General features: G+C 64.2%; 9 protein-coding genes. 4 read left to right on the top strand and 5 right to left on the bottom strand.

Annotated features, from left to right (window positions below; translation table 11 throughout):
• Window positions 1–26: 26 nt before the first annotated feature.
• From HU749_RS26710 to HU749_RS26700, 3 genes are all read left to right on the top strand, one after another.
• Window positions 27–1,025: a GlxA family transcriptional regulator gene (locus HU749_RS26710; RefSeq protein ID WP_079302792.1), complete on the top strand. Its 999-nt coding sequence runs from the start codon at window positions 27–29 to the stop codon at window positions 1,023–1,025.
• 211 nt (window positions 1,026–1,236) lie between these two features.
• Window positions 1,237–2,340, top strand: coding sequence for a DUF3182 family protein (locus HU749_RS26705; protein ID WP_079302791.1), 1,104 nt, complete (start codon window positions 1,237–1,239; stop codon window positions 2,338–2,340).
• Entirely contained in the window at window positions 2,330–3,088 is a 759-nt protein-coding gene (locus HU749_RS26700; RefSeq protein WP_079302790.1) for an alpha/beta hydrolase family protein, read from the top strand. Before HU749_RS26705 ends, HU749_RS26700 begins: the two co-directional genes overlap by 11 nt.
• Window positions 3,089–3,224: 136 nt before the next feature.
• Here HU749_RS26700 and HU749_RS26695 read toward each other — a convergent pair whose 3' ends face one another.
• From HU749_RS26695 to HU749_RS26680, 4 genes are read right to left on the bottom strand one after another with little or no spacing between them, the layout of a single operon-like run.
• Window positions 3,225–4,226 carry a lysylphosphatidylglycerol synthase domain-containing protein gene (locus HU749_RS26695; RefSeq protein WP_095962979.1) on the bottom strand — a complete coding sequence of 334 codons (1,002 nt, stop codon included), beginning with the start codon at window positions 4,224–4,226 and terminating at the stop codon, window positions 3,225–3,227.
• The gene (gene clsB / locus HU749_RS26690) at window positions 4,213–5,511 is read right to left on the bottom strand and encodes a cardiolipin synthase ClsB (protein WP_186652305.1); all 1,299 of its coding nucleotides are present in this window, start codon (window positions 5,509–5,511) and stop codon (window positions 4,213–4,215) included. Before clsB ends, HU749_RS26695 begins: the two co-directional genes overlap by 14 nt.
• On the bottom strand, window positions 5,508–6,317 hold the full coding sequence (locus HU749_RS26685; RefSeq protein ID WP_079302787.1) for an endonuclease/exonuclease/phosphatase family protein: 810 nt from the start codon (window positions 6,315–6,317) through the stop codon (window positions 5,508–5,510). Before HU749_RS26685 ends, clsB begins: the two co-directional genes overlap by 4 nt.
• Window positions 6,314–7,240 carry a DUF72 domain-containing protein gene (locus HU749_RS26680; protein ID WP_079302786.1) on the bottom strand — a complete coding sequence of 309 codons (927 nt, stop codon included), beginning with the start codon at window positions 7,238–7,240 and terminating at the stop codon, window positions 6,314–6,316. Before HU749_RS26680 ends, HU749_RS26685 begins: the two co-directional genes overlap by 4 nt.
• A gap of 296 nt (window positions 7,241–7,536) precedes the next feature.
• Here HU749_RS26680 and HU749_RS26675 point away from each other — a divergent pair, with 296 nt between their 5' ends.
• A complete protein-coding gene (locus HU749_RS26675; RefSeq protein WP_186652317.1) occupies window positions 7,537–9,624 on the top strand; it encodes a mechanosensitive ion channel family protein in 2,088 nt (695 codons plus the stop codon).
• Between the two features lie 126 nt (window positions 9,625–9,750).
• Here the strand turns inward: HU749_RS26675 and HU749_RS26670 are convergent, their stop codons facing one another.
• Complete coding sequence (locus HU749_RS26670) at window positions 9,751–14,064, bottom strand: DEAD/DEAH box helicase (protein WP_186652265.1); 4,314 nt, start codon at window positions 14,062–14,064, stop codon at window positions 9,751–9,753.
• Window positions 14,065–14,333: the final 269 nt, after the last annotated feature.

The raw sequence follows: 14,333 nt of genomic DNA, 5'->3' as shown, positions 1-14,333 counted from the left end.
CGACAATAAGCGAGGGAAAACTGACAATGGCGCAGCAAAGGGCAGTCGCCGAGATTGGGGTGCTCATCTACCCCGGCGCGCAACTGGCGGCGGTGCATGGCTTGACCGATCTGTTCACCGTGGCCCAGCGGATCGCGGCCGAGCATGCCAGCGTGCAGTTGCCAACGCTGCGGGTGAGTCACTGGCGGGCGGAGGAGGGCGAGGCTCCGCTGCGGGTCTTCGACAGTGAAACCGGCCCGGCGGGCAAGCTGGTTGCGTTGTTGATTCCGCCGTCCCTTGCCGGTTTCAGTGACGGCTTGGTCTCTCAGCCGCTGATGGATTGGTTGCGGGCGCGACATGCCGACGGCACGGTGTTGGGGGGAGTTTGCGTGGGCTCGATCCTGCTGGCCGAAAGCGGCCTGCTCGATGGGCGCAGCGCCACCACCCATTGGACCTCGGCCAAGGATTTCGCCACCCGTTACCCGAAGATCAAGCTCAACGCCGACAAACCCATTGTCGACGACGGCGACCTGATCACCACCGCCGGGCTGATGGCCTGGTCGGAACTGGGGCTGCGCCTGGTGGACCGCCTGCTCGGGCCCAGCATCGCCACGCGCACCGCGCAATTTCTGGTGATCGAGCACAGCGACAGCGCGAGCCAGTGTGGCAGTAACTTCGCGCCCATCCTTGGCCATGGCGATGCAGCGATTCTCAAGGTCCAGCATTGGTTGCAAAGCAGCGGCGCGGTGGAGGTTTCCCTCGGTGCGATGGCCGAACGCGCCGGTCTGGAAGAACGTACTTTCCTGCGCAGGTTTCGCGCCGCCACCGGGCTCAAGCCCACCGAATACTGCCAGCACCTGCGCGTCGGCAAGGCCCGGGAAATGCTGGAATTCACCAATGGCACCATCGACCACATTGCCTGGACCGTCGGTTACCAGGACCCGAGCGCCTTTCGCACGACGTTCAAGAAAATCACCGGGTTGGCGCCGAGCGATTACCGGGCGCGGTTTGGAGTAAATCCGCCGGTTCCTTCAAAACAGCAGTGACTCCTTTGTGGCGAGGGGGCTGTGTCTGCTACTGGCCATCGTGCAATTTGCGGGATGCCTGCCATGGGTCGTGCAGAATGAAACAGGCCCGGTGCTATCAACTGCTCCCGATGCGCCCGCTTGGCTGACCATCATCGCCCATCACCTCGTTGGCCTGATCTCTGCACCTTCCCTTGTCTAAAGCCATCGAGCGCAGGAAAAAGGGCAAGGCATGACATCAGTCAATCGCAACAAGCGGGTAGTGGCCTATTCGGTCAATCCACAAGCACCGCGCCATGAAGTCGAGACCAATCGTGCGCTGGCCCAGTGGCTGGCACAGATCCTGGGATGGGAGTACGGCGACAGTCATGACCCCCAGGCCGGTCATGATCTTTATCTGTTGCCCACGCAAACCCTGATCGGCACCGAAACCTTGATGCGCCTGGGTGTCAAAGGGCCGGAGGACGTGTGGGGCGGGTATGTCGAGCACGATTTTATTTGCACCAAGGCGATTACCCACGGTCTGTTGAATAAGGACGCCGTGGCGCCCAAAGGTTGGTCGCCGCTGTTTGCCAAGCTCACGCGAGGCGCGGTACTCGATGGGGTGACGGTCTTTTCGCTCAAGGATGCGCGCCCGGCCGCCGAGCACTTGCTGTACACCGGCCCGATCCGCCTCAAGCCGATCCATGCCTGTGCCGGACGTGGCCAACGGCTGATCAAGAGCCTGGCGCAGTTCGATGAAATCGTCGCCGCGCCTGACGCCCAGGCGCTGTTTCGCGAAGGGGTAGTGCTGGAACAGCACCTCAACGAGGTCAAGACCCAGAGCGTCGGCCAGAGCTTCATCAACGGCAAGGTCCTGAGCTATTGCGGTGTGCAACACCTGACCCACGACAGCGAAGGGTTGGAGGTGTACGGCGGGTCGGACCTGTTGGTGGTGCAGGGCGGCTACATCGAGTTGCTCAGGCTCGAACTGCCCGATGATGTGCGCGAGGCGGTGCGCCTGGCGCAAGTGTTCGATGACGCCGCCAGCCAGGCCTACCCGAGCTTTTTTGCATCGCGGCGCAATTACGACATTGCCCAGGGCCTGGATACCGCCGGCCAGCCCCGTGGCGGCGTGTTGGAACAGTCGTGGCGCATGGGCGGCGCCAGCAGTGCCGAGCTGGCGGCGTTGCAGGTGTTCGTCGACGCGCCGCAAACCAGCGCGGTGCGGGTGTCCTCGGTGGAGACCTACGCCGAGCAATCGCTGCCGCCCGGCGCGAGGGAGGTCTATCGCGGCGCGGCGCACAACGGCGACTTCCTTCTCAAATACGTAACGGTTCAATCCTATGACGGCTAGAAGTGAAACCATTCAGATCGAGATTGACGATGAACGCATGAACGGGACGTTCCTGAGTCCCAAGTCGAAGGTCCCTGGCGTGCTGTTCGTGCACGGTTGGGGTGGCAGCCAGGAGCGGGACCTGGAACGGGCCAAAGGCATCGCCGGCCTGGGTTGCGTGTGTTTGACCTTCGACTTGCGTGGGCACACCGGTGGGGCGGGGATCCCCTTGGCGCGGGTCACCCGCGAGGACAACCTGCGCGACCTGTTGGCGGCATACGACCGACTGCTCGCGCACCCGGCCTTGGATACCTCGGCGATTGCCGTGGTGGGCACCAGTTATGGCGGCTACCTGGCTTCGATCCTTACTTCGCTGCGCCCGGTGCGCTGGCTGGCCCTGCGGGTGCCGGCGCTGTACCGCGACGAGCAATGGCACACGCCCAAGCGCGACCTGGACAAGACCGACCTGCTGGATTACCGCAGCACGCTGGTACACGCCGGAACCAATCGCGCCTTGCACGCATGCGCGCAGTTCACCGGCGATGTGTTGCTGGTGGAATCCGAGACCGATGCCTACGTGCCCCATGCCACCATCATGAGCTACCGGGCGGCGTGCCAGCAGACCCATTCGCTGACGCACCGGATCATCGACGGCGCCGACCATGCCCTGAGCGACCCCGTGTCACAGCAGGCCTACACCTCGATCCTGGTGGGCTGGATCACGGAAATGGTGGTGGGAGAGCGGTTGAGCATTATCCAGGAGCGGTAGATGTTTGGTGTTCAGGCGGGCCTCATCGCGAGCAAGCTCGCTCCCACAATGGACCTGTGTGAACCCAATCTTTCGAACGCTACAAATCCCCTGTGGGAGCGAGCTTGCTCGCGATGGGGCCAAACCAGGCAATCCATCACTTGGGCCCAGGCTTGACCCGCAACGCCTTGGCCTTCGCCTCGATCACCAGGTACATCACCACGGTAATCAGCAACGGCAGGATGAAGTAGATCGCCCGGTAGGCGATCAGTCCCGCCAACAGGCTGCCCCGCGACACTTCATGTTGCAGCAGCGCAACGAACACCGCCTCCAACACTCCGAGCCCCGCCGGAATGTGGGTAATGACCCCGGCGATGCTGCTGATCAGCAACACCCCGAGCACCACCGGATAATCCAGTTTGCCGGGCAGCAGCGTGAAGATCACCGCCGCCATCAACGACCAGTTCAGCGCGCCCAACGCCAGTTGCAGCACCGCCATGCGCAACGACGGCAGGTTGATTTCCATGCCGCGAATCGTCCACGCCCGACGCTTGGAAAATCGGCAGGCCACCAGGTAACCCGCGCTCACCAGCAGCAACAGCGCGCCGACGCCTTGCAGTGCATCGCTGCTGAGCTTCCAGCCCGGTGGCATGGTCACCAGGCCGCTGCTGAACACCACGCCGGCCAGGGTCATGTAGCCGAACCAGTTGGTGGCCAGGCTCAGGCCGAGGATCTTGGCAATGTTCCCGGTGCTGACCCCCAGTCGCGAATACAGCCGATAACGCATGGCGATGCCACCGACCCAGGCGCTGAGGTTGAGGTTGAACGCGTAACTGATCACCCCCACCGGCAAGATCTGCCGCCAACCCAGTTTCTGGCGGATGTAGGTGCGACCGATCAGATCGAAGCAGGCATAGGTAATGAAGCTGGTGACAGTCAGTGCGGCGGCAATGATCAAGGTGCGCACCTTGAAGTCGGCCAAGGTGGCTAACACCTCGGACCAATCGATACGCCGGGCCAGGGCGGTGAACAGCACGATCAGCAGCAGGAAGAACGCCAGGGTCAGCGGTCTTTTCCAGCGGCTCCAGCGGGATTTGGGCTTGGACTGTTCCGGCGCATGGGCATCTCTCGGCGCGGCATGCGCTTCAGAGTGGTTCATGGGGTTCGCTCCGGACCGCCGTCGGCGGCGAAAATGGTTTCAGACGCGGTTTATGGGCCGGCAGCCAGCCGGCCCAGGCCGGGAAATGGCGCAAACAGTGGAACACCATGAAACCGATGGTCATGCGCCACAACAGGCCCCGGGGGGCGTGGTCCTCGGGCATGGCGGTGCAATGGTTGCGGCTCAGAAAGTCGAGGCGCTCGAATAGCTCGCGGTTGAACGCCCGGTCGCGGATCAGCACATTGGCTTCCAGGTTCAGGGACAGGCTCAGCGGGTCGAGGTTGCTCGAACCCACCGTGCTCCAGTCCTCATCCACCAGGGCGACCTTGCCGTGCAGCGGTCGCTCGCAGTATTCGTAGATCACCACGCCGGCCTTGAGCAGGTAGCTGTAGAGCATGCGTGCGGCGAGCTTGGCGATCATCATGTCCGGCTGGCCCTGCAGGATCAGCCGCACCTCCACGCCGCGCCGTGCCGCGTTGCGGATCTCGCGCAGCAACCGGTAGCCAGGGAAGAAATAGGCATTGGCGATCACCACCCGCCGCTGGGCACTGCGCAGCACTTGCAGGTAGACCTCTTCGATGTCGGTCTGGTGTTCGTGATTATCCCGGTAGACCAGGCGCACCTGGCCGTCATGGTCGTTGAACGCCAGAGCGTTGCGGCGGCTGCGGCGGCGTTGCCACCAGTATTTGGCCCGGGCCGGCCGGCCACTCTGCAACAGCGCGAAGTGGTGGATATCCACCACCGCCGGGCCTTTGACCTCCACGGAATAGTCCTGCTTGGCCTCGGCGCCGAAATCACCCAGATGGTCGGCGGAAAAGTTGATCCCGCCGATAAACGCAATCACCCCGTCCACCACCACGATCTTGCGGTGCAGGCGGCGGAACCAGTTGGTGCGGATCCCCAGACGCCGGGGCGCGGGGTCGAACATCTGCAAGCGCACCCCGGCGTTGCTCAATGAGGCCAGGAAATCGGTGGTCAACTCACCGCAGCCGAAACCATCGAGGCTGACGGTGATGCGCACGCCACGCGCGGCGGCTTCGACCAACAGGTCCCGCAGTTCATAGCCGACCTTGTCCTCGAACAGGATGAAGGTCTCAATAAGGATTTCTGTCTCGGCCCGGCGAACGGCCTCGAAGACCCTGGGGAAAAACTCCTCGCCGTTCTCCAGCAGCTTGACGCGATTGTTGCCGTGCCAGCCGTATTCGATATCCGTCAGCGCCGGGTTGCGCTCGGTGGGTGGCGTCTCGACCTGCTCAACCGTCGCCTTGTTCATCGTCGCGCTCATAATTCGATCTCCACCGACAGCGGTGCGTGGTCGGAGAGGTGCGACCAGGGTCGTACGCTCAACACCTTGGGATGACGGGCCTTGAGGTTGCGCACATAGATGCGGTCCAGGCGCAGGATCGGCAGGCGTGCCGGAAAGCTGCGGGCCGGTTTGCCCCACTGTTCGGCGAACACTTCCCGCAGGCCGCAGGGTTCGAGCAGTTCACTGGCTTTGCCGCGCCAGTCGTTGAAGTCGCCTGCGACGATCACGGGCGCGTCGGGCGGCAGTTCGCTCAAGCGCTGGCAAAGCAGCTTGAGTTGCTCGACACGATGACCTTCGCGCAGCCCCAAATGCACGCAAATGGCATGCACTTGCGGTCCATCGCCCGGCAGGCGCAGCACGCTGTGGAGCATGCCGCGGTTCTCATGGCCGCTGATGGACACGTCCAGATTGTCGTGGCGGATTATCTGGAATTTCGACAACAGCGCGTTGCCGTGGTCGCCCGCCGGGTACACCGCGTTGCGCCCGTAGGCGAACTGTGGCCAGAGGCTGTCGGCCAGGAACTCGTATTGCGGCATGCTCGGCCAGTTGCTGTAGCGCTGGGGGTGGTGTTCGTGGGTGCCGTGGACTTCCTGCAAGAACACCACGTCGGCGGACACGCTGCGCACCGCTTCGCGCAATTCCGGCAGGATGAAGCGCCGGTTCAAGGCGGTGAAGCCCTTATGGGTGTTGACCGTCAGCACGGTGAAGTGGCTGACCCGATCGAGATCCTGGGCCTGTTGCTGGGTCGGCTCGTGGGTCGCTTCGCTGGTTTCCGGGCGGTTCATGGCAACACCCCTTCGGCCGGGCGTTCGCCGGGTGCGGTGGCGAGGTCCTTGTCCAGATGGAAGTGTTCCAGCAAGTGGCGTGCGTCATAGGGCGCGCGGACTTTGATGTCGTTATCGAAATAGCAGAACACTTCCCGGCTTTTGCGGGCCCGGGGTTTCTTGTCGGGGTCGATCAGGTGGGCGTCGGCGGGTTGCTTGCCGTGGCGCCAGGCCTCGATCCGCTCGCCCCAGCGCTTCAACGCCTCGTCGGTATAGCCGCTGGCGTACAGCTGCTCGGCACCGTGCAGGCGCAGGTAGACGAAATCGCTGGTGACGTCTTCGCGATAGGGCCATTTACCGGCGGTATCGGCGATCACCAGGGCCACGTCGTAGCGCTTGAGCAGCGTGACGAAGTGCGGGTCTAAAAAACTGTCATGGCGGATTTCCACGGCGTGGCGCAAAGGGCGCTTTTTATCCGTGGTGGTGCTGGCGCGGCCGTCCAGGCGCGGCTCGTGCTCGCGGGCCAGGGCGGCGGCGTCTTCGGTGTCGTGGGGCAGTTGCTTGAGGAAGTCTTCGAACAGCTCAGGGTCGAATTTGAAACTGGGCGGAAACTGCCAGAGGATCGCGCCCAACTTCTCCTTGAGCTCCAGCACGCCGGAGGCGAAGAAATTCGCCAGGGGCTTGCGGATGTCCCGCAGGCGCTTGATGTGGGTGATGAAACGCGGCGCCTTGACGCTGAACACGAAGCCGGGCGGTGTCTCGGCATACCACTGGGCATACCGTTCGGGGCGTTGCAGGGCGTAGAACGATCCATTGATTTCGATGCTATTGACCGCTCGCGAGGCGAATTGCAATTCCCGTTTCTGGGTCAGGCCCTTGGGGTAGAAATCCCCCCGCCAAGGCGTGTAGCGCCAGCCGGAAATACCAATGTGGATCGCCGTCATGTATCCCTCCCGTGCCAATGACCTCGTACTGCCTGTGTCTTGTGATGACTGTTGCGCGGCCCGGAAAGTTTCGATGGGCTGCCCAGCGGTGGAGGGCGTGGCCCGCTGTGTGGGAGCAAGGCTTGCCCGCGAAAGGAGGCGCCTCGATTTCTGAAAGACCGCAGTGCCTCCATCGCGGGCAAGCCTTGCTCCCACATAATCCTCTTGCCACAGGGGATGTATTGATCTTCCGAGCGAACTTGCTCGCCCGTTATTGATCAGTTCCTTACCGATCCCGTGTGAAGGAGCCTCGCGTTTTGTCTCGATTGAGCACTGTATTGCTGCTGTTCTTGCTGGCAATGACCGGCACCAGCGCCTACGGGACCGCCACCGTCCCTGGCACCGCCAAGGCCGATGAACCGCCCGCGGAACCCGCGCCGCTGGTGCAGGGCGGTTTATTGGGGGCCATCAGTTCGAGCATCGACGACGTCCAGGACAAGCTCGACCTCAACCAGAGCCTGGTGGATGCCTGGCGCTTGCGGGCGGACCGGGCGGCGGATGAGGTGGACCGGCTGGTGGACCAGACGTCCCGTTCGTCCTGGCGCGTGGCGGGGGATTTCCTGTTGTTGTCGAGCGTCTGGATCGGCGCTTTCGCACTGATCTGGTCGGGTGCGCGGCTGCTGCTGCGCCATCTGGGCCGGCGCCGCTGGTTGCGCACCCGCCAGCGCCTGCGCGACCTGCTCGGTTATCTGCTGCCGTACACCGCTGCGGCGTTGATCTGCCTGCCGCTGACCCTGTACGTCAGCCACTTCCTGCAGGTCTCGGTCGGTCGCGCCCTGGCGCTGTGTTTCGCCTACGCCACCAGCAGTGGCATTTTCTCCACTTCGGTGTTGCTGTGCGTGATCGTGATGTTCAACGCTGGCCACAAACGCCGGGCGGTGGCGATGATCCGGCGCTTCAGCCCCCGGCCATTGTTCATGATCGGCTTTCTCGCCGCCCTCAGCGATGCCCTGACCAGCCCGCAGATCGCCCGGCAACTGGGTGGCAACATCACCAGCAGCATCGCGGTGTTCACCGGCCTGTTCGCCTCGGTGATCTTTGGCTGGCTGGTGATTCGCATGCGTCGGCCCGTGGCGCACCTGATCCGCAACCGCCCGCTGGCCCAGCGCTTGAAGCAACCGGCCTTGCAGGAGTCGCTGCGGATTTTCTCCGGGCTCTGGTATTGGCCGATCCTGTTGATGGTGCTGGTGTCGGCGGTGAGCCTGATCGGTGTCGGCGAGGACAACCAGAAAGCCCTGCGCTGTGCGTTGTTCACCACCATCCTGCTGATCGCCACGGTGTTCCTCAGCACCGTGTTCCAACACGTCTTCAAGTCGCCCAAGGCCGAGGCCATCCAGCGCAACAGCGCCTACAAGGGGCGCCTGTTGAGCCTGCTGCACGCGTTGCTGCGCATCGTCATGGCGGTGGTATTCATTGAGGCCCTCGGGCGGATCTGGGGGTTTTCCCTGTTCGAGTTCGCCTCGCGCAATGCCATAGGCCGGGCGATCAGTGATTCCTTGAGCCGCATCGGCCTGATCTTCCTGATGACCTGGCTCACATGGGTGGTGCTCGACACGGCGATCCAGGAAGCCCTGAAACCGCCGCTGAACAAGCGCGGGGCCCGCCAGCCCAGCACCCGGGTCAAGACCATCCTGCCGCTGTTGCGCAACGCGGCGAAAATCATCCTGGTGGTGATTTGCGCAATCACCACCATGGCCAACCTGGGCATCAACGTCGCGCCGTTGCTGGCCGGTGCCGGGGTGGTGGGGCTGGCGATCGGTTTCGGTTCGCAGCAACTGGTGCAGGACGTGATCACCGGGCTGTTCATTATCATCGAAGACACGCTGTCCATTGGCGACTGGGTGGTGCTCAGCTCCGGCCACGCCGGCACCGTCGAAGGCCTGACCATCCGCACCCTGCGCCTGCGTGACGGCAAGGGCTTCGTGCATTCGGTGCCGTTCGGCCAGATCAAGGCCGTGACCAACCAGTCCCGGCAATTTGCCTTTGCGTTCTTCTCTGTGCAGTTCACCTATGACACCGACGTGGACCAGGCCATCGAACTGATCCGCGAAGCCGGGCGGTCGATTGCCGAAGATCCGTTCCTGAAATTCAACCTGCAAGGGCCGCTGGATGTGTTTGGCGTGGACAAGATGGACCTCAACGGCGTGGTGCTCACGGCGCAGTTCCGCACCGTATCCGGCGGGCAGTATGCGGTGAGCCGGGCATTCAACCAGCAGTTGAAGAAGCTTGTGGATAACCACCCGGCGGTGCACTTCGCGCAGACTTATCCACAGCAGGTGGTGTTGCCCAAGCGGTTGGTCGAGGAGCAAAAAGCGGGGGATGAGCTGCCCGATCAAGCTCAATGATTGCCTGGGGCTGTGGTGGGGCCTATGGCCTCATCGCGAGCAAGCTCGCTCCCACAGTAGGTTTGTGGTGAATGAACAATCCCTGTGGGAGCGAGCTTGCTCGCGATAGGGCCGGCCCAGACGCCCTCAACCTTTCTGAATCAACTTGTTCCTGACCTCAGCCATCCCTTGAGCATCCAATTCCACCCAAAGATGCTGCTTGCCGGCAATCTGCGCCGCCACCGGCAACCCATCGCGATACACCAGCCGATTGCTCGCCAGTGCCGGCACTTTCGCCCCCGGCAGCAAGGTGCCTGCCAGGTTCAGCGGGTCGACGCCGCACACCGCCACCAGGCTGCCATCGGTGGGGCGGCGGCGGGTTTCGCGCAGCAGCGGGATGGCTTCGGGCAGGGCGAATTGTTCGCCCGCCAGCCCGCTGACAAAACGCCCGCCACGAATCTCGCCCCGCGCCTCCAAGCGATGAAAGGTGCGCAGCAGCTCGCGCCAACTCGGCAGCCAATCCGCCTCCCGCTCCAGCAAGCGCCAGAACACCACGCCGTAACGGCGCAGCAGGGTCATGGCGATGTGTTCCAGGGTGTCGGGCGGTGTGGGCGCGGGACGATGGCCTTCCGCAGGCGCGGGCTGGCTGCGGCGCAACAAGGCCCAGCGACCGGCGTCGTCCATGCCGCCGACAAACGCTCCGCGCCCGCGCCGGCTGCTGCGGGCCTGGCGTTTGCTGGCCGGGGTGATCAGCGCGCGCAGGCCGGCGAAGCTGTCGGCATTCACCAGCCCGGCGCCCACCAGTTCCTGCAAGGCGATTTCCAGTTCGCTGCGCAGCAGGTGGGCTTCGTGGGCCAGTTCGTCGAAAAACAGCGCGCCGTGTTCGCTGAGGGCCTGATGGACTTTTTGCGTCTTGGGCGACAACTCATCCAGCGCCGTTTGCCCGGCCAGGCTGCTCCACAACGCCACCTGACTGCGCGGCAGCAACACCACCGGCGTGCTGCGCAGGGCGCTGGCGGAAGGCTTCTGGTGCGCACTCAGGCGCGTCCATACCCACTTGCCACTGCGGCACAACTCATCGAGCCAACTGGGCGAATAGTCCTTGATCCGCGCCGACAGCAGGTCGCTGTCCCAGGCTGACGCCGCGGCCGGGAAGCCTTCGAACTGGCCCAGGATCGACGGCAGCACGGCATTGCCTCGACCTTGGCTGGACGATGACAGGTGCTGCCAGTCGAACAGGAAGCGCATGAAGTCCTGCAACATCACCGGCTCGATTTCCCGCCGCAGGCGCTTGACCGTGTAACGATGGATTCGCGCCAGCAAATGTCGCTCGCACCATTCCTCCTGGCCGGTGCCCGGCGTGAACCGTCCGCGCAGCACATAGCCTTGTTGCTCAAGCTGCGCCAGGGCCTGGGTGACCTGCGAGGTCGACAGCCCCAGCGGGTAGGCGATGGCCTTCAACGGCAGCGGGCCAAAGGCACTGAGCCGGGCGCGGAGCACTTCCACCAGGGCTTCGTCGCGGTCCCAGGCTTCATCGAAACCAGCCAGGGGCGTCAGCTCCGGTTGCCAGCGGGCCTGTGGATAAAGGGCTTGCAGGCAGGTCAGGCGCTCCAGCGGCACCCACAGACCACGCTCGGCACTGATCTGCAGGTGACTGGCGCGACCACTGGCGGCCAATGCCGGCAACCAATCCAGCCACGGCGCATGGGCGTCGGCTTCGCTGTCGGCGATGCAGGCCAAGCTCATCAAGGCTTCATGCATCTCATCGAGATTGGCCGGCGCCGGCCAGGCTTCATCGCGGACCGACTGGATGGCCTCGGCGTCCAGCGCGCCCAGGTCGTCGGTGGCCTGTGGATCGCTCCAGCGCCGGTTGATCACCGCTTGGGTGCGCCGTTCTTCCAGCGGCGCGTCGTCGAGAAAGGTGTAGGGGCGGGCGCTGAGGATTTCTGCCGCCAGCGGCGAGGGCGCTGGCAGGTCGCGGCTGATCAGGCGAATCTCCCCCGCCTCCATGCGCCGCAACAGCGTCAGCCAGCCCTCGCTGTCCATGGCTTCGTGCAGGCAATCGTCGAGGGTCTGTTCCACCAGCGGGTGGTCGGGGATCTCACGCTCGCCGGCCAGGTTTTCCAGGCAGGCGATCTGGTCCGGAAACACGCTGGCGATCAGGTCTTCGCTTTTCATCCGCTGGATCTGCGGGGCGACTTTGCGTCCGCCGATGTAGCGCGGCAAAGCCAGGGCCACGCCAGCGTTCCAGCGCCAGCGCACGCCGAACAGCGGCGCATCCAGTACCGCCTGGACCAGGATCTGCTCGGCGCTGTGGCTATTGAGGTAGCGCCACACCTCGTCCAGTTCGAAGCTGTGGCTAGTGGACAGCGAGAGCACGATGGCGTCTTCACTGGCGGCGGCCTGCAATTCGAAGTTGAAGGTGCGGCAGAAGCGCTTGCGCAAGGCCAGGCCCCAGGCGCGGTTGATACGGCTGCCGAAGGGCGTGTGGATGATCAGTTGCGTGCCGCCGGACTCGTCGAAAAACCGCTCCATCAGCAGCGTGTCCTGGGACGGCAGGGCGCCGAAGGCCATGCGCGCCGGGGCCAGGTAATCCACCAGTTGCTCGGCGCTGGCCAGGTTCAGTTGCAAGGTGCCGGTGAGCCAATCGAGGGCCGGTTGCAGGTGGCCCGGCGTGGCGGCCAGCAGTTGGTCGAGCTGGGCTTGCAGGCGCGCCACGGCGAAAGACAATTCGGCGCTGCGCCCTGGGGCTTCGCCGAGCCAGAACGGAATGGTCGGCGGTTGGCCCTGGGCATCCTCGACCCGCACGCGGCCGGTCTCGACGCGAATGATGCGATACGACGTATTGCCCAACTGGAACACATCGCCGGCAATGCTCTCCACCGCGAAGTCTTCGTTGACGCTGCCGATGTTCAGCCCTTGGGGCTCGAGTAGGACGCTGTAGTCGGCATTGTCCGGAATGGTGCCGCCGCTAGTCACGGCCGTGAGCTTGCTGCCCCGGCGCCCGCGCAAGGTCCGGGCAACAGCGTCCCGGTGCAGGTAGGCACTGCGCACGCCTTGGCGGCCATTGAAGCCTTCGGCGAGCATCTGCAGCAAAGCCTGATAGTGGTGGTCGTCCAGGTCCGTGTAGGGCGCCGCGCGGCGGAAACTCTCCAGCAGCGCCTGCTCCTGCCATTCCTGGCAACTGACCTCGGCGACGATCTGCTGGGCCAGCACATCCAACGGCGCCTTGGGGATGTGCAGGATGTCTAGTTCGCCACGGCGTACGCAGTCGAGCAGGGCGGCGCATTCGATCAAGTCGTCACGGGTGGTGGCGAACAGGCGCCCCTTGGGTGTGCCGCCGACCTGGTGGCCGGAGCGACCGACCCGTTGCAGGAAGGCCGAGATCGAACGGGGCGAGGCGATCTGGCACACCAGGTCGACATCGCCGATATCAATGCCCAACTCCAGGGACGCGGTGGCGATCAGCACCTTCAGCTCGCCGCGTTTGAGGCGTTGTTCAGCGTCGAGACGAAATTCTTTCGCCAGGCTGCCATGGTGGGCGGCCACGGCGTCCTTGCCCAGGCGCTCGCTCAGATGACGGCTCAGGCGTTCGGCCAAACGCCGGGTATTGACGAACACCAGGGTGGTGCGGTGTTCCCGGGCCAGCTCGGCGAGGCGGTTGTAGACCAGTTCCCACACGTCGTTGGCCATCACCGCTGACAGCGGCACCGGCGGCACCTCGATGTCCAGGTCCCGGGGGCGGGCGTGGCCGATGTCGACGATTTCACAGGTGCGTCCCTCACCGACGAGAAAACGTGACACCGCTTCGATGGGCTTTTGCGTGGCGGACAGGCCGATGCGCATCAGCGGTTCGGCGCACAGGGTTTGCAGGCGTTCCAGGCTCAAGGCCAGGTGGCTGCCGCGCTTGCTGGCGGCAATGGCGTGGATTTCGTCGACGATGACCGTGCGGGTGCTGGCGAGCATCTGTCGGCCGGAGTCGGAACCGAGCAGCACGTAGAGCGATTCAGGCGTGGTGACCAGTATGTGCGGCGCGGTCTTGCGCATCGCCGAGCGGTCTTTTTGCGGCGTGTCGCCGGTACGCACGGCGGTGGTGATGGGCAAGGGCGGCAAGCCCATTTGTTGCAACTGCTCGGTGATGCCGGCCAGGGGATTTTGCAGGTTGATCTGGATATCGTTGCTCAAGGCCTTGAGCGGCGAAACGTAGACCACCAGCGTCTGGTCCGGCAGGCCGCCCTGTTCCAGGCCGCGGTGCACCAGGTCATCGAGCACGGCGAGAAACGCCGTCAGGGTCTTGCCCGAGCCGGTAGGCGCCGCCACCAGGGTCGAACGACGCTGGCCGATCAACGGCCACGCCCGGGCCTGGGCGGCTGTGACCGCCGGGAATGTCTGGCTGAACCAGGCGCGAACGGCGGGGTGAAAGCCGGCCATGGCGTGGTTGGCTGCAAGGGGCAGATTCATGGGGGCAGTTTAGGCGGGTGGGGTGGGGAGGATGCAAGTACCGTCCGGGACCTCTTATTGCCTGTTCCGGCCCCTTCGCGAGCAAGCTCGCTCCCACAGGGGATCTCCAGTGTGCATGCGATCCCTGTGGGAGCGAGCTTGCTCGCGATAGCGGCCTCAAGACCTGCACAAACCCGGCGATCTGCACATTGCGGATGACGGTTGCGCACTAAACCCGCAAAATGCAACGATTCCGACAACGCCCGCGGGCGTTATCGACCAAATTCTTG

Source organism: Pseudomonas ogarae, from assembly GCF_014268695.2.
Taxonomy (GTDB): Bacteria; Pseudomonadota; Gammaproteobacteria; order Pseudomonadales; family Pseudomonadaceae; genus Aquipseudomonas; species Aquipseudomonas kilonensis.
This window is presented reverse-complemented; position numbering and strand designations above follow the sequence as displayed.